At 30.6% G+C, this 17,023-nt stretch carries 16 protein-coding genes; 15 read left to right on the top strand and 1 reads right to left on the bottom strand.

What is annotated here, in order from left to right; all coding sequences use genetic code 11:
- Nucleotides 1-202: 202 nt before the first annotated feature.
- The 5 genes from ACJDT4_RS11855 (at nt 203) to ACJDT4_RS11835 (ending at nt 6,726) form a co-directional block, all read left to right on the top strand.
- Nucleotides 203-1,180 carry a biotin--[acetyl-CoA-carboxylase] ligase gene (locus tag ACJDT4_RS11855; protein ID WP_406787784.1) on the top strand — a complete coding sequence of 326 codons (978 nt, stop codon included), beginning with the start codon at nt 203-205 and terminating at the stop codon, nt 1,178-1,180.
- A 282-nt stretch (nt 1,181-1,462) separates the two neighbouring features.
- The gene (locus ACJDT4_RS11850) at nt 1,463-2,263 is read left to right on the top strand and encodes a beta/alpha barrel domain-containing protein (RefSeq protein WP_406787783.1); all 801 of its coding nucleotides are present in this window, start codon (nt 1,463-1,465) and stop codon (nt 2,261-2,263) included.
- Nucleotides 2,264-2,838: 575 nt separating this feature from the next.
- Nucleotides 2,839-4,929 (top strand): glutamine synthetase III family protein, encoded by a 2,091-nt coding sequence (locus ACJDT4_RS11845; RefSeq protein WP_406787782.1) that lies wholly within the window; start codon nt 2,839-2,841, stop codon nt 4,927-4,929.
- A gap of 122 nt (nt 4,930-5,051) precedes the next feature.
- Complete coding sequence (locus ACJDT4_RS11840; RefSeq protein WP_406787781.1) at nt 5,052-5,804, top strand: EFR1 family ferrodoxin; 753 nt, start codon at nt 5,052-5,054, stop codon at nt 5,802-5,804.
- A 34-nt stretch (nt 5,805-5,838) separates the two neighbouring features.
- Nucleotides 5,839-6,726 carry a pyridoxamine 5'-phosphate oxidase family protein gene (locus ACJDT4_RS11835; protein ID WP_406787780.1) on the top strand — a complete coding sequence of 296 codons (888 nt, stop codon included), beginning with the start codon at nt 5,839-5,841 and terminating at the stop codon, nt 6,724-6,726.
- Nucleotides 6,727-6,860: 134 nt separating this feature from the next.
- Here ACJDT4_RS11835 and ACJDT4_RS11830 read toward each other — a convergent pair whose 3' ends face one another.
- A complete protein-coding gene (locus ACJDT4_RS11830; protein WP_406787779.1) occupies nt 6,861-7,487 on the bottom strand; it encodes a DedA family protein in 627 nt (208 codons plus the stop codon).
- 478 nt (nt 7,488-7,965) lie between these two features.
- Here ACJDT4_RS11830 and pyrB point away from each other — a divergent pair, with 478 nt between their 5' ends.
- The 10 genes from pyrB to carA all read left to right on the top strand — a co-directional run bounded on the left by pyrB (nt 7,966) and on the right by carA (nt 17,023).
- Nucleotides 7,966-8,889 (top strand): aspartate carbamoyltransferase, encoded by a 924-nt coding sequence (gene pyrB / locus ACJDT4_RS11825; RefSeq protein ID WP_406787778.1) that lies wholly within the window; start codon nt 7,966-7,968, stop codon nt 8,887-8,889.
- 1 nt (nt 8,890) lies between these two features.
- Nucleotides 8,891-9,322 carry an aspartate carbamoyltransferase regulatory subunit gene (locus ACJDT4_RS11820; protein ID WP_406787777.1) on the top strand — a complete coding sequence of 144 codons (432 nt, stop codon included), beginning with the start codon at nt 8,891-8,893 and terminating at the stop codon, nt 9,320-9,322.
- A 12-nt stretch (nt 9,323-9,334) separates the two neighbouring features.
- Complete coding sequence (locus ACJDT4_RS11815) at nt 9,335-10,522, top strand: dihydroorotase (RefSeq protein ID WP_406787944.1); 1,188 nt, start codon at nt 9,335-9,337, stop codon at nt 10,520-10,522.
- Nucleotides 10,523-10,676: 154 nt separating this feature from the next.
- Nucleotides 10,677-11,540 (top strand): orotidine-5'-phosphate decarboxylase, encoded by an 864-nt coding sequence (pyrF, locus tag ACJDT4_RS11810; protein ID WP_406787776.1) that lies wholly within the window; start codon nt 10,677-10,679, stop codon nt 11,538-11,540.
- A 58-nt stretch (nt 11,541-11,598) separates the two neighbouring features.
- Nucleotides 11,599-12,339: a dihydroorotate dehydrogenase electron transfer subunit gene (locus tag ACJDT4_RS11805; RefSeq protein WP_406787775.1), complete on the top strand. Its 741-nt coding sequence runs from the start codon at nt 11,599-11,601 to the stop codon at nt 12,337-12,339.
- On the top strand, nt 12,332-13,231 hold the full coding sequence (locus ACJDT4_RS11800; protein ID WP_406787774.1) for a dihydroorotate dehydrogenase: 900 nt from the start codon (nt 12,332-12,334) through the stop codon (nt 13,229-13,231). Before ACJDT4_RS11805 ends, ACJDT4_RS11800 begins: the two co-directional genes overlap by 8 nt.
- Before the next feature lie 213 nt (nt 13,232-13,444).
- Nucleotides 13,445-14,149, top strand: coding sequence for an arginase (locus ACJDT4_RS11795; protein WP_406787773.1), 705 nt, complete (start codon nt 13,445-13,447; stop codon nt 14,147-14,149).
- A gap of 142 nt (nt 14,150-14,291) precedes the next feature.
- Nucleotides 14,292-14,855: a signal peptidase I gene (gene lepB, locus ACJDT4_RS11790; RefSeq protein ID WP_406787772.1), complete on the top strand. Its 564-nt coding sequence runs from the start codon at nt 14,292-14,294 to the stop codon at nt 14,853-14,855.
- A gap of 23 nt (nt 14,856-14,878) precedes the next feature.
- Nucleotides 14,879-15,433 carry a signal peptidase I gene (lepB, locus tag ACJDT4_RS11785; protein WP_406787771.1) on the top strand — a complete coding sequence of 185 codons (555 nt, stop codon included), beginning with the start codon at nt 14,879-14,881 and terminating at the stop codon, nt 15,431-15,433.
- Nucleotides 15,434-15,895: 462 nt separating this feature from the next.
- Entirely contained in the window at nt 15,896-17,023 is a 1,128-nt protein-coding gene (gene carA, locus ACJDT4_RS11780; protein ID WP_406787770.1) for a glutamine-hydrolyzing carbamoyl-phosphate synthase small subunit, read from the top strand.

Genomic DNA, 17,023 nt, shown 5'->3' with positions numbered 1-17,023 from the left:
TTAATTTGATTAATATGCTTATTGTAAGTATAACAACCACTTTTGTTGTATAATATTTATAAATGCATTTTCCATATAAAGTGCATTTATAAATAATTTTGTAGCATTAAAGTATTAAACAATAGATTTTTCTTAAAGGTTAGCATGGTGTAAAAAATTATCTTTAGAAATAAAGAAGCAACAATAGGGAGGTATTATAAACTTGAAGGAAGAAATAATAGATATACTAAAATGCAGTGATAATAATTTTATATCTGGACAGAGTATAAGTGAAAAACTTGGTATAACAAGGGCGGCTGTATGGAAATACATAAATAAGCTAAAAGAAGAAGGATATAAAATTGAAGCTATTTCAAAAAAAGGGTATAGACTAAAATCATGTCCTGATTTACTTACATATACAGAAATTAAAGATATTCTTAACACAAAGTATATTGGAAGAAACATAATACATTTTGATTCAATTAAATGCACTAATGATTCAGCTAAGAAATTGGCTGAAGAGGGTGCTAAAGAAGGTACGGTTGTTATTGCAGAGGAACAAACAGCTGGAAGAGGAAGATTTAGAAGGGAATGGGTGGCAGCTAAGTATAAATCAATAATTATGTCCATTATATTGAGACCGAATACTAATTCTGCTTGTGTATATCAAATCACGCAAATTGCTGCAGCGGCTATTGGAAAAGCAATTGAGGAATTAAATATAAATGTGGGAATAAAATGGCCTAATGATATAATAATAAATTGGAGAAAAGTATGCGGAATATTAACCGAGGCCAGTGGTGAGATAGATAAAATAAATTATGTGGTAGTTGGTATAGGTGTTAATGTTAATCAAGAAAGTTTGGACTTTCCTAAAGAAGTCTTAAGCAAAGCCTCATCTATTAGAATTGAAAAAAATGAGCATATATCTAGAAAGCTGTTATTATGCAGTTTCTTTGAGAAGTTTGAAATGTTATACAATGAATTTAAGAACTGCGAAAATGCTAAGAGTGCTATAGAATACTGCAGACAGAAATCTATTTTGTTAGGTAAAACAATAGAAGTGGAACGAAAAAAACAAGTAGTTATAGCAAAGGTTTTAGAAATTGCCCCAGATGGATGTCTCATTGTTCAATATGAAGATGGCAAAAAAGATAGACTTATTTCTGGAGAGGTTTCTCTTCATAGAACATATTAAATGCAAAATAAAATAATATTATTAAAAAGTGCACTGAATTGATAAAAAGTTAAATTTAGTGCACTTTTTTTAAACAATCATCAAAAATAACATTGAATTATTAAAATTATTATGATATATTCTACATAATGGAAGCAATTTAAATATGTTTATCTATAGAATTTTTTAGCATAGTGAAACTAGTTCAACTGTGAAGATTGGTATTCTGGAACATGAATAGGTTAAGTTTCGCATTGGATTCACTATAATTTGTGTTCTAATAAAAATAAGGGTGGGATTGTTATGAAAGTTAATATAATTGATACAACTTTGAATTATAGCAACGAAGAATTTATGAATTTAGATTCATATAAAAGAATTGAAGCTGTAAAGTTTATTAGTGGTATGGGAGTTTCGCAACTAGAAATTAAATTTAATTTGAATGACAAAGATCTCAGAAAAGAGATAATACAAATTACAAACTTAGATTTAAAAAGCAAAATATCAGTATACAGTAGATTAGACATAGAAAATGTAAGAAGATCTATTGACATAGGCACAGATGTAATCCATATATCAGTCCCACTATATAAAAATGAAGATGATAAAAATAGGATAAAGGAAAATATTAAAAGGTGTATAAATTGTTGTATAGAAGAGTCAGAATGCGAAGTTACTGTTGGAATAGAAGATGCTTCAAGAGCTGATATAAATTTTATTATAGAACTTTCAAAGATTGTTCTCTATGAAGGTGCTAGGAGAATAAGATACTGTGATGGAGTGGGGATTTTATATCCTAAAAGAATACTTCATCAAATAAAAACCATTAAAGAAGCTGTAGATATGCCTATAGAAATATCTGCAAAGGATGAATATGGAATGGGAATAGTAAATTCTATTGGAGCAATTAAAGCTGGAGCAGAATATATGGTCTCTTCTATGTTTGGTAAGGGTAGGAAAATAGACAATTGTAATTATTTTAAATTTATAAAGTCTGTATATGAATCTACTGAGAATATAATTTTTACTAACAAATTTAAAAATATGCATGAGCTGGATGAATGTGAAATTGCACTTAAAAAAGTAATAGGTGAAGCTGTATAGGATTCAAGCATATTTGAAATTAGCTTATAAATATAGATAAACAACATGAAAGATTTAAATTCACAATTTTAGTATCAGCTGCGCTGAATATTATACTTTAAGCTATGCGCGAGCATTAAGTTTTAGATTTTTCAAAGCAATAGCGGAGAAAAATCATCCTTCACTGTACTCTAAGTAAAATCTTGTTTCCTAGGATAAATTTGGTATAGTAATTTAAAACTTCCAGCTTGTTCATCTATATGATACGAACAATTAAAGCATAAAAATACAAAATGTTTGCCAATGTGGCATTTATGTGATACAACTATAAGTATAAACAGATACAAGTTGAAAATTTTTTTGCGAATTATTAAAGGAAATTTGTTTTGTTATAGATTATTGATTTGAAAAAAATGCGGCAATTAAAATAAAATTTTGAATTTTTACCCGTGTAAATTAAAAAATAAATATTTTATGTTGCAAATTTTTGATAATTATATTATTATAGTAGTATCAGCGATATGAAATTATAATATTAAAAATTAAGCTTTGTTCAAGCTTTTAATTGAAATAATTATTTTGGAAGGGGATAAACAATGAAAAATTTAGACAAGGTATTTGGTTCAAATGTATTTGGTGAATCAGTGATGAAGGAACGCCTTACAAAACCTGCTTTTAAGGCATTAAAGAATACTATAGAAAAAGGACTTCCATTAGATACTTCTGTAGCAGATGAAGTTGCAAATGCTATGAAGGATTGGGCTGTTGAAAAGGGAGCTACACATTACACTCACTGGTTTCAACCATTAACAGATATAACTGCTGAAAAACATGATTCTTTTATATCAATTCCTTCTGAAGGAAAAACAATTCTTAAGCTTTCAGGAAAAGAATTAATAAAAGGAGAACCAGATGCATCATCATTTCCTTCAGGTGGTTTAAGAGCTACTTGTTCAGCAAGAGGATATACTATATGGGATGCTACTTCACCAGCTTTTTTAAAGAATAATACATTATGCATACCAACTGTATTTTGTTCATATACAGGAGAGATATTGGACAAAAAAGGTCCATTATTGCGTTCTACTCAGGTATTATCAGAGCAAGCAGTTCGTGTGTTAAAAGCTCTTGGAAACACAACTACTAAAAGAGTAATTTCAACTGTTGGACCGGAACAAGAGTATTTTATAGTTGATAAAAAGACTTATGAGAAGAGAGAAGATTTAATATTTACAGGAAGAACATTATTTGGTGCTATGCCTCCAAAAGGACAAGAACTTGATGATCACTATTTTGGTGTTATAAAAGATAGAGTGGCAGCATTTATGAGTGATGTTGATGAAGAATTATGGAAACTTGGAATTAGTGCTAAAACAAAACATAACGAAGTTGCACCAGCACAACATGAATTAGCAACTATATTCTCAGATTCTAACTCAGCAGCAGATGGAAATCAAATTGTTATGGAAGTTTTAAAGAAAGTAGCATTAAAGCATGATTTAGTTTGCTTGCTTCATGAAAAACCATTTGCAGGAATAAATGGATCAGGAAAACACAATAACTGGTCAATGTCTACAGATGACGGTGTTAATTTACTTGATCCAACAGATACTCCTCATAATAATAAACAGTTCTTATTATTCTTTACTTCAGTAATAAAAGCTGTTAATAAGTATGCAGATTTTCTTAGATATTCTGCTTCTAATGCAGGAAATGACCATCGTTTAGGTGCTAATGAAGCTCCTCCAGCAATAATATCAATATTTGTAGGAGAACAGCTTGAAGATATATTGGAACAAATTGAAAAGGGTGCTTTAACAAGTTCAAAGGGTGAAAGCAAGCTTGATTTAGGAATAAAAACACTACCAGTTGTTACAAAGGATGCAACTGATAGAAACAGAACATCACCATTTGCATTTACAGGAAATAAATTCGAATTTAGAATGGCTCCATCATCAACACCAATATCAAGTGCTAATACTGTTATAAATGCAGTAGTAAGTGAAATTCTATCAGAAGTTGCAGATAGACTTGAAGCAGCATCAGATGTTGATGCAGAAGTTTCAAAGATAATTACTGAATTTGTTAAGGAAAACAGAAATGTCGTATTTAACGGAAATGGATATTCAGATGAATGGGTTGAAGAAGCTGAAAAAAGAGGTCTTCCAAATATAAAAACTACTGTAGAAGCTACTAAAGCTCTTATAAATGAAAAAAATATAGCTGTTATGGAAAAATTCCATATATTAAGCAAAGCTGAGATGGAATCACGTTATGAAATAGCTCTTGAAAAATACTCAAAGGCTATTAATATAGAAGCTTTAACAATGTTAGACATGGCTTCAAAGAAGATACTTCCAGCTGTAATAAAATATGCAACTGATATAGCTGCATCAATAAATACTATAAAAGCAGCAGTACCTAGTGCAGATGTATCAGCTCAAACTGAACTTGTAACAGAAGTTTCTTCACTTACAGCAGAGCTTAATAAAGCTATTGCAGTGCTTAAAACTTCAAATGCAGCAGCTGCTGATAAAACTGATGCATATGACCAAGCTTATGCTTATAAGTTCGATGTTTTTGAAAAAATGTCTGCTTTAAGAGAAGTTGCTGACAAGCTTGAAGTTATAGTTGGAAAAGAAGCATGGCCATTCCCAACTTATTCAGATTTATTATTTAACGTATAATATAGAAATTTTATAAAAGGATTTTCTCAAATAGGGAAAATCCTTTTATTTTTTTCTAGATAATTAAAGTGAAATGAATTATCATATAATTTGTAATGTATAAATGTATAGAGGTGATGTTTATGAAGGGACTAATAGCATATTTTTCTGGTACAGGTAATACAGAATATGTAGTAAAGCTTGTTTCTAATGAATTTGCAAAAAGAAATATTGAGTGTGAAATATTTAATATAGAGAACGATAAAAGAATAAAAGATGAATATGATTTTTACGTTTTTGCATCTCCAATTCATATAGAGGTTTTTCCAAAGTTTTTTATTGATTGGCTTTCAGAAAAAGCACCAGCTGTAGACAATAAAAGATGCCTCCTTTTGTCAACTCAAGCATCACAAGTTGGGTATGGTGGAAGACAAGTAAGCAGGTTATTAGAAAGAAAAGGTTACAGCATAGTGTACATGAGGTCTATTCCTATGCCCAATAATTATTATTTAGGAAAGTTTAAGGCAACTTCAGAGGATAAAAAGCTGGAGATGGTAAGCGAAGTCTCAAATGAGGCAGTGGCAGCAGTAGAAGGTTTTCTTAGGGACGATGTGTATATAGAAAAACAGTCTTTTTATATTACTGAATTAAGCAAACTGGTGTATAAGTTATATATGCCCATTTTAAACAATTTCGCTAAAAAGAACCTTACTGTGGACTATGATATATGTATAAAATGTAAAAAATGTGAAAAAGGATGCCCTGTGAATAATATTAAGTTTGATGATGCTATACATTTTGATAAAAAATGTATAGCATGTCAAAGATGTGTACAAAAGTGTCCGGTTAATGCTTTTAAGTATAAGGGAGAACATTTTGAACAATTAAGATGGTGAGAAAACCATACACTGATTTATAAGGAATAAGGGGATGGAGATTATTAGTACTGTTTTATATTTATACGCAGATGATAGAAAAGAGTTATGTGATGCAATTAACAATGCTGCACTTATAACAGGACCATCAAGATATTGTAAGATAAGTTTATTTCAAGATAAATACAAGGAATTTGATTATATTTGCTTTGTTTTAAGTAGTAGTGATTCTAGCAAAAAAGCTTTAAATTTTATAAACGATAGCATGAACTGGCTTAAAGAAAAAAAGATAATATGTATTTATAATTCAAATAAGCATTCAAATGCTCATTCCTATGCTAGAAAGATAAAGGATAGAATGAAAGATAGTTTAAAATATGAGAGCAGCTTTTATATGGGGGAGAACAAGCGCAAAAATGAAAAATTGAAAAATATATTTATAGAAATTGCAGCAAAGATTAGGGATATAATGGAGCTTGATATAGAAGAATATCCGAGAGAACTTTTAAAAGAGGATATAGAGGGGTTTTTAAAAGAGCACAATATGTGTACCTTATGTACTGGAAGCATAGATATGGTAATTGGAACCCCAATAGAATATATGTATGAGGAGGGTAACATTTATATTATTACGGAAGGAGGTAGAAAGTTTATCAATATATTAAGAAATCCTAAGGTTTCTGTTGCTGTTTATAATAAATATTCAGGCTTTAATAAACTTAAAGGGCTTCAGTTAAAAGGTAGAGCGGAAATTATTTCCCCTGAAGCTGAAGAATATAGTAGAGTTTTAGCCTTAAAAAAGTTAAATCTTGAAAATATAAAGAGCTTAAATATGATTATGAATGTGATAAGAATTAAGCTAGAAAGAGCGGATTTTTTATGTTCGGAGATTAAAAGCAAGGGATATGATGCTAAGCAAATTTATAAATTTATTGATGAGTGATGAAAAAAGATTACTTGATTAGGGATTTGAATAAGTGTTTAAAAGAAAACTAAGAACTTTTATAATTCCCCTATTAAGGATTGAAAGCTCTTAGTTTTAGGTTTTTAAATCTTATTGAAGTAAACTAACTGTAATTAAGCAGTTTCTCTTGATTTTTTTATTTTTTGGAATACTTTATATAATATAAATAATACTATGACACCAGCAACTATGTAATCGGCTATGTGAAAATAAGGGCGAATCATTTGCCAGTTTTTGCCCATCATGTATCCAACATAACCCAAAACCACACTCCAAAGGACAGAACCTAAAGAAGTATATACTACAAATTTAGTGAAGTTCATTTTCGCAATTCCAGCTGGAAGTGATATAAATGTTCTTATTATAGGTAAAAGCCTTGAGAAAAAAACTATTTTATCACCATATTTTGCAAAAACGGCATCACTTTTTGCAATTTTTTCCTTAGATAAATGAAGTTTATCAGCATACTTTTCTACAAGAGCTCTTCCACCTCTAGCGCCTATTTCGTAAGTTATTACTGAGCCTAGTATACCACCTAAAGTACCAGATAATATCATAAGAATTAAGTTTAACTTTTGATTTGCTGGCGCTGCAGAAGAACTTAAATATCCACCAAAGGGTAGTATTGCTTCGCTAGGAATAGGGATACACGCACTTTCAAAAAACATACCAAGAAAAGTTCCTGCGTAACCTAGTTTGCCAAGTATAATGATTATTATATCTATAATTTTTTCGACCAAAATTATCCCTACTTTCGATTGTATTATAACTGAAATTATATCATAAAATTGAGGAATTTGCTGACTTAATAATGAGGGTTTACTTAATATTAATATTTCTATCGTATTTTTTGTAGAGAAGCAGACTATAAAAAGTACATAGTGTTTTATTCATGAACGACATAGGCTTATGTCCAAACTCCAAAATAGTGTTATTTTTCTTGATTTTTTGTTGACAAATGCATATCAAAATGTTAGTATGAACTAAGAATATTGAACCTTTAATACTAGTCCTGTGAGGCTGGGAAGGTATGTATAGAATGTAATCTATATTGGTGTATTATACCTTCCTGTAAAAAGGAAGGTTTTTTTATTAAGGTAATATTGGCAGAAATGCAACAAAAATTAATTAGGATGCTTCCTATTGATTTTCATTACAGATTTGTTTTTAAAAAATGCCTTTAAATTTAGTTCAGAGAAACTAAGAAGGAGGAAAGTTATGTTAAAAGGTAAAAGTTTAATAGATCCAATGGATTTTTCAAAAGAAGAGTTAGAGGAAATTTTTGCTCTTGCGGATAAAATAATAGAGAATCCAAGAGAGTATGCTCATGCAGCAGATGGTAAAATATTAGCAACATTGTTTTATGAACCAAGTACAAGAACAAGATTTAGTTTTGAAGCAGCAATGCTTAGACTTGGAGGGAAAGTTATAGGTTTTTCAGAGCCTAATTCAACCTCAGTATCAAAAGGAGAAACTATTGCAGATACAATAAGAATAGTATCCTGCTATGCAGATATTGTAGCAATGAGACATCCTAAGGAGGGAGCGCCTAAAATTGCTTCCATGTATTCAGAAATTCCAGTCATTAATGCTGGAGATGGTGGTCATCAGCATCCAACTCAGACACTTACAGATCTTTTAACTATAAGCAAGATTAAAGGCAAACTTTCAAATTTAACTATAGGCATGTGTGGAGATTTGAAATTTGGAAGAACTGTTCATTCACTTATAAAGGCGTTATCAAGATACGAAAATAATAAAATAATCCTTATATCTCCAGATGAACTTAAAGTTCCGGATTATATAAAAAAGGGGATATTGGATAAAAACAATATAGAATATGAAGAGGTTAAAAGAATAGAAGATGTAATCGAATCGCTAGATGTGCTTTATATGACAAGGGTGCAGAAAGAAAGATTCTTCAATGAGGAAGATTATATAAGGCTTAAGGACAGCTATATATTAGATAAAAATAAGCTTTCAAAAGCTAAAGATGATATGATAATACTTCATCCTCTTCCAAGAGTTAACGAAATATCCTATGATATTGACAGTGATAAAAGAGCTTGCTACTTTAAACAGGCTAAATTTGGAATGTACGTTAGAATGGCACTAATGGCTAAATTAATGGGGGTGTTATAATATGCTTACAATTAACAGTATAAAAAATGGCATAGTAATAGACCACATAAAACCAGGGCATGGAATAAAGATTTATAAATATCTTAAGCTTGACGAAGCGGATTTTCCTACAGCACTTATAATGAATGCTGTAAGCCGAAAAAACGTTGAAAAAGACATAATTAAAATCGAAAATGTTATGGACTTAAATTTAGCGGTACTTGGATTTTTAGATCCTAATATAACAATTAATATAATTAAAGATGAAAAAATAAAAGAAAAAATACAATTAAAATTGCCAGAAGAAGTTGAAAATGTAATAGAGTGCAAAAATCCTAGATGTGTTACATCAGTGGAAAAATATGTTCCTCATAAATTTAAGCTTGTTGATGCAGAAGCTGGGGAATATAAATGTGAATATTGCGATGAAATATATAAAATAAATACACTGTAGGGGGCTTTAATGGTGAACCTTTTAATAAAAAATGCTCAAATTGTAGATTTTTCTAAAAATTTCATAGGTGATATCTATATTAAAAACGGTATTATAGAAAAGATTGGAAAGAATCTTAGAGAAGACTGTGAGGTTTTAGACTCAAAAGGATATGTTGTTATGCCATCTTTTATAGATTTACACAGTCATTTTAGAGATCCAGGACTTACCTATAAAGAAGATATTGAAAGTGGAAGTAGAGCAGCAGTAAAAGGTGGATATACCGCTGTGAATCTTATGGCAAATACAAAGCCAGTTTGCAGCAATATGGAAGTAGTAAATTATGTTAAGAATAAAGCTCATGAAATAGGTTTAATAGACGTAAGTCAGGCAGTAAGTGTGACTAAGGATATGCAGGGAGAAGACATATCGCACTTGGATATGTTAGGCAGTGAAGTAAAGGCAATTTCAGAAGATGGAAAAGGTGTGGCTAGCAGTAAGGTAATGTTTCAAGCTATGAAGAAGGTAAAAGAAAAAGGCTTTGTCCTTATGGATCATGAGGATGATAAAGAAATTTTTAACATTGATTCAAGGCTTGGAGAAAACTTGGCAACTTTTAGGGATGTAGAACTTGCAAAGACTGTAGGCTGTCTATTTCATGTATGCCATGTAAGTACGAAGGAAGCTCTTTCTTGTATCATAAATGCAAAACGAGAAGGCTTTACTAATATAACCTGTGAGGTAACACCACATCATATAGCACTTACAAATGAAATCAATTATAGGGTGAATCCACCTTTAAGAGAAAAAGAGGATGTAGCTTTTATAATAAAAGCAATAAAGGAAGGTTTTGTAGATGCAATAGGTACAGATCATGCTCCTCATTCAGAAGAAGATAAGAAAAATGGAGCGCCAGGAATGTCTGGAATAGAAACTTCTTTTTCTGTATGCTATACAAAGCTTGTTAGAGAAGGTAATATTACACTAAATAAGCTTTCTGAAATAATGTCAAAAAACCCAGCAGATATTTTGAATTTCAATAAGGGAAGAATTGAAGTAGGTTTTGAAGGAGATTTGGTTTTACTTGATTTAGATAAGAAATATAAAATAGCTTCAAATGAATTTGCATCAAAGGGTAAAAATACACCTTTTAATGGTATGGAAGTATATGGAGAGGTTTTGAGAACGTTAAAGGGTGGAAGAACCGTATATAACAGTTGATAGTTGACAATTGATAGTGGAGAGTTAGAGGTTGATAGTTTATAATTATGCAACTATCAACTTATATAAGTATTAAATATTATTATTTGTAGAACTATGTTGATTGTAATTGTAATCTTTCAGGTAGTCTACATATAAGTGTGAGGTGTATGTTTTGATTATTGATAAACTTTATAATAGTGTTAAAGAAAAAGGGCATGTATGTCTTGGCTTGGATACAGATTTAAACTATATACCAAAGAAGTTTTTAAATAAATATGAGAACACAGAGGATGCACTGTTTAATTTTAATAAAAAAATAATAGATGAAACTTTAGATGTTGTTGCTTGCTATAAAGTTCAAATAGCATATTATGAAGCATATGGCATTGCTGGACTTAAAGCTTATAAAAACACTTTGAAATATCTTAAAAATGAAAAGGCTATCTCAATTGCAGACATAAAAAGAGGAGATATAGCTAAAACTGCCGAGATGTATGCAAAAGCCCATTTTACAGGTGATTTTGAAAGTGATATTGTAACGTTAAATCCATATATGGGAATGGATAGTGTGGAACCATTTATACCATATATTCAAAACGACGAAAAAGGTGCCTTTGTGCTTTTAAGGACATCTAATAAAGGAGCAGAGGATATTGAATATATAGAAACCTCAAGTGGTAAAAGGGTATATGATGAGGTTGGAGAAAAAATATATTCCATAGGAGAAAAGCTTAAAGGAGAGTGCGGATATTCTTCTATTGGAGCTGTAGTTGGATGTACTCATGTAGATGAAGGAATAAAAATAAGAAATAACTTTAAAAATATGTTTTTCTTAATTCCTGGCTATGGTGCACAAGGTGGAACTGCAGAGGATGTAAGTTTATACTTAAGAGAAGGTAATGGTGGAATTGTAAATTCTTCAAGGGGAATACTCCTAGCATACAGGAAGAAAGATGGCGGAGAAGAAAAGTTTGAAGTGTGTGCCAGAGAAGAAGCAGTTAATATGAGAGACAAGATAAGAAAAGCTGTAAAATAGGAGATTGCTTGAAAGTTAAAAAATGAATATATAATAATGAAAAGTTGAGGGAAAAGCCATGAAAGAAAGATATACTGTAGAAAAGGTATATGAAAATATAAAAGTTGAAGATGGAATATATAAATTAACTATAAAAGGAAGATTTAATGTAAAACCAGGTCAATTTTACCTTCTAAGGGCGTGGGATATGGAACCTGTACTTTCAAGACCTATAAGTGTACACTTTGTCAACGACGAAAAAATATCGTTCTTATATGCAGTGGTTGGAAAAGGAACAAAAATTTTATCACAATTAAGACCTAATGATGAAATAAAGATAACAGGACCACTTGGAAATGGATTTGATGTAGAAAAAATAAGTGGAAATGTAGCAATTGTGTGCGGTGGTATAGGAATAGCACCTATGGTTTATTTGGCAAGTCAGTTAAAAGAATGTAATGTAGATTTCTATGCTGGATTTAAAACATTGGGTAAAACTGTGGATAATGTGGAAAAATATGTTAATAACTTGAAGTTATCCACAGAAGATGGAAGTATTGGGCACAAAGGTTATGTTACTGATTTATTAAAACCAGAAAATTATGATGCGGTTTTATGCTGCGGACCTGAAGTTATGATGTATAAGGTTATAAAAATGTGCGAAAGGTCAAAAACATCAGTGTATGTTTCTATGGAGAAAAAAATGGCATGTGGTATAGGAGCATGTTTGGTGTGTACATGTAAAACAAAAGATGGTAGAAAGAGAACTTGTAAAGAAGGACCAGTATTTTTAGGAAGCGAGTTGATCTTAAATGACTAATGTAGAAATATGTGGAGTAGAATTTAAAAATCCTGTTATCTCTGCTTCTGGAACTTTTGGCTTTGGAGAGGAATATTTAAATTACTACGATGTTTCAAAGCTTGGAGGTATATGCTCTAAGGGACTTACAATAAATCCTAAGGAGGGAAATGCTGGTGATAGAATATTTGAAACCGCTAGTGGGATAATGAACAGTGTTGGACTTCAAAATCCAGGTGTAAAACATTTTATAGAAAATGAACTGCCTAAAATGAAGCAATTTGATACAGTTTGTATTGCTAATCTGGGTGGTGGGTGTGAAGAGGATTATATAGAGGGAATAAAGCTTTTAAATGAAACCCCATCAGATATTATAGAACTTAACATATCCTGCCCCAATGTTAAGCATGGTGGTATGGCATTTGGCATAAAATCAGATGTAGCTTATAAGGTTGTGTCTGAAGTTAGAAAAGTTTGCACTAAACCTTTAATGGTTAAGTTATCACCTAATGCTGAAGATATTGTAGATATGGCTGTAAAATGTGAAGAAGCGGGTGCAGATGCGATATCGCTTGTTAATACTTTTAAGGGTATGGCCATAGATATAAAAAGAAGAAAGCCCGTGTTTAATAATGTTACAGCAGGACTTTCTGGTGCATGTATTAAACCAATAGCCCTTAGAATGGTTTATGAGGTTTGCACGGCAGTTAAAGTTCCTGTTGTAGGTATGGGAGGAATATGCAGTGCAGAGGATGCCATAGAGTTTATAATGGCAGGAGCTCACGCAATTCAAGTTGGAACAGCTAACTTTATGAAGCCTGATATTTGTCTTGATATAATAGCTGGAATAGAAGAGTTTATGAAAAAGGAAGGAATAAAAGACTTAGAAGAAATTAGAGGAATAATAGGGTAAAATAATAATATTGCAGAACATTAAATAAATGTCATAAATCTAAGAGGCTAATTATTAAAATACTAAGAAGATTCAATAACTCGCTATCACTCAGACAGATTGAAACTTCTAAGTCTTTTAACAATTAGCCTCCAAGATTTATTAGCTTTATTTAATATCACAAATCAATATTACTTTACGTTAGTGCTATAATCATACTAGAGGTGATTTACTATGGTTAAGGCTTTATTAAGTATAGATTGGGATTATTTTATACCTATAAAGAGAGAATGGTGCGGCTCGTATTTTGAAAGCAAAAAAAATGTACAAGCATTGTGGTATAAAAGATATTTTAAAGGTAAAGAAAGAGGAGAAGATATAGTAGATGAAGTTAAGGTTGGCATTGATTTAAATGCATTTTGGAAAAGAGTGAAAGGGATATTTAACTTTGATAAAAACATTAAAATTTATATAACGGACTCGCATAAATGGTCTTATTATATTGCAAGAGATGATGAGTGCAGTGCTGTTTTTAACATAGATGCTCATTCTGATCTTGGATATGAGGGGATTAATTCACTTTTGTTTGAAGTTAACTGCTCAAATTGGCTTGGTAAATTATTTGGTGATAAAATTATAAATAAAGGATATATAATGTATAGTCCATATACATATGAAAATAAGAATGATTTTGAGGAAATTAACAATAAATTTGCAATTAAGTATTGTAATATTAAAAAATTAAATAGTAAAATAGATATTAGCACAATTCATATATGCAGATCTGGTATGTGGACACCTCCGTGGCTTGATTATAGATTTTATGAATTCTGTCACGGAATATTAGGAAATTATATAGTTGAACATTGTTCTAGGAGAAGCTGGAACATAGAAAATATGACATTGTCAGAAAAACTGGATTATTTGTATTGTTCTTAGTATATAATTTTTTTTAGTAAAAACTCTGTTTGGTTCTGATGTTACCATCATTAATTTCCCAGCCTTGTAAAAATAATGATGGTAGCTTTTTGCTTTAAAAATTGTATAATTAAAAGAGAATATATAACTAGATGAATAGAGGGTGAATTTATTGGAAAAAGAACATAAAAAGGTTAAGAGTAAGGGAGCAGAAATAAGAGATTATGCAATATCTATAGGAATTGCAATTGCTGTAGCAATTTTCTTTAGAGCTTATGTATTTGCTAGAGCAAATGTGGATGGACCTTCTATGATGTCTACCCTTAAGGATAAAGATGTAATATTTGTTGAAAAATTATCTCTTTACGCTAAAAGCATAAAAAGGGGAGAGATAGTAACCTTTGATTCGGGAAATGCTACCCATGATACATATGTAAAAAGGGTTATAGGTGTTGCAGGGGATGAATTGGAAATAAAAAATGATAAGGTCTATAGAAATGGAGAAGCGCTTAAGGAGCCTTATTTAGATTCTGGTATGAAAACCTTAGGTGGAAGTTTTCTTGGGGCAAATAAAAAATACAAGGTTCCAGAAGGATATATATTTGTCATGGGAGATAATAGAACAGTAAGCCTAGATAGCAGATATTTAGGACCTATTTCACTTAAGGCTTTGAATGGCCATGTTATTTTAAGAGCATATCCTTTTAATACTATTAAAACCTTTTAATTTATTTTAAGGAGTGATTTTGATTGAGGAAAGAAAAAAAGATTAAAAGTATAGGAGCAGAAATAAGAGATTATGTACTATGTATAGGAATTGCAATTGTAATAGCTATGTTATTTAGAACCTATGTATTTGCTAAAGAAAATGTAGATGGATCTTCTATGATGTCTACTCTTAAAGATAGGGATGTAACATTTGTTGAGAAGTTATCACTTCACTCTAAGAGCATAAAAAGGGGTGAAATAGTGACTTTTGATTCGGGAAATGCTGCACATGATATTTTTGTAAAAAGAGTAATTGGAATAGGCGGAGATAAAATTGAAATAAAAAATGGTAGGGTCTATAGAAATGGTGAAGAGTTAAATGAATCATATCTAGATAAGGATACTTATACACAAGGAGGTTCATTCCTTGGAGAAAATAAAAAGTATAAGGTTCCACAAGGCTATATATTTGTTATGGGTGATAATAGAAAGGTAAGTTATGATAGTAGATACTTCGGACCGGTTTCGCTCAAGGCTTTAAATGGTCATGTTATTTTGAGAGCATATCCTTTTAATAAAATTAAACTTTTTAAATAGTATTGACATAAGCGAGCAATAATGATATTATGTACAAGAATAAAAAAACTTAATACCTTTAATGATTGGTCCAGAGAGGCTAAGAAGGATTTGAAAATTAGTTTAAAAATTTGCTTAAAGTGTATAATTTTGTACGTTAAGCCTTCTTTCTGGAGAAGGCTTTTTATTATGCAGTTTATGCTACCAATGGAAAATAATATATTGTATTCTAGTATTTTTATGATATGTTTAATTATTCAAACCTTCTTATTACAAGTAAGAGGGTTTTTATTTTATAAAAGAGTGCATAAATATGAGTAAAACAATTATAAAATAATAATAATAAATATGGCTTGAATGTGATATAAAAGCATTGACAGCAATTTCAAATATGAGATAATATATGTATAAATATAAAAATAAACGTATATTTTATTAAAAAGATTAATTGTAAGTTTATAATATAAAGAAGAGGTGTATTCAATGAAAGGTATATTATACTTGGAAGATGGAACTGTTTTTTATGGAAATGGATTTGGAAAGCTTGGAACAGAAATTGGAGAATTAGTTTTTAATACGTCTATGACAGGATATCAAGAAATTTTAACAGACCCATCCTATGCAGGACAAATAGTAAATATGACTTACCCACTTATAGGAAACTATGGAGTGAGCGGCTCAGAAAATCAATCAAAAAAGGTTTATGCAAAAGGATTTGTAGCTAAGACAATATGTGATACTCCCTCAAATTATATGAGTGAAAAAAGTATAGATGAGATGCTTAAAAGTATGGAAGTAGTTGGAGTTTATGGGGTGGATACGAGAAGCATAACTAAAAAAATTAGAAATGCTGGAGTTATGAAGTGTATAATTTCAAATGAAATTTTTGACTTAAAGAAATTAAAAAAAGTTATGGATTCAACTGAAATTGTAGATAAATATGTTTCTGAAGTAAGCACTAAAGAAATTTTGCATATAAAGGGTAGCGGGTACAAAGTTGCTGTTATGGACTTTGGTATAAAAAGTGATATAATAGAAAATCTCAGGGCAAAAGATTTTGATATAACAGTATTTCCATATGATGCTAATCCAGAAAAAATTTTAAGCATTAATCCAGATGGATTGTTTTTAAGCAATGGACCTGGAGATCCTAAATCAATTCCTCAAACAGTTGAAAATGTAAAAGAGCTTATTAAAAAGTTACCTACCTTTGGAATATGTCTTGGTCATCAAATAATTGCACTTGCAGTTGGTGGAGACACTTATAAACTTAAATTTGGTCATAGGGGCGGAAATCATGGTGTTTATGATATTGAAAGAGATAAAGCCTATATAACAGCACAAAATCATGGATATGCAGTAGATGAAAAAAGTGTTGAAGAAAATGGCATGATAATTACGCACAGAAATTTAAATGATGGCACGGTAGAAGGTATGAAACACAGGAAGCTTCCAATTTTCTCAGTTCAATTTCACCCTGAAGGTGCTCCAGGACCTACTGATACAACCTACCTTTTTGATAAATTTAAGGATAATATAAAAAATAGCAAAATAAACGAGGCAAAATGCAAAATTCAAATGGATTCATGTCTAGAAAAAGTAGCATATTAA

Origin of the sequence: Clostridium neuense, assembly GCF_045310695.1 — a bacterium.
Classification (GTDB): Bacteria; Bacillota; Clostridia; order Clostridiales; family Clostridiaceae; genus Clostridium_S; species Clostridium_S neuense.
Note: the sequence above shows the minus strand (reverse complement) of the source record. Positions and strands in the feature narration are given on the sequence as shown.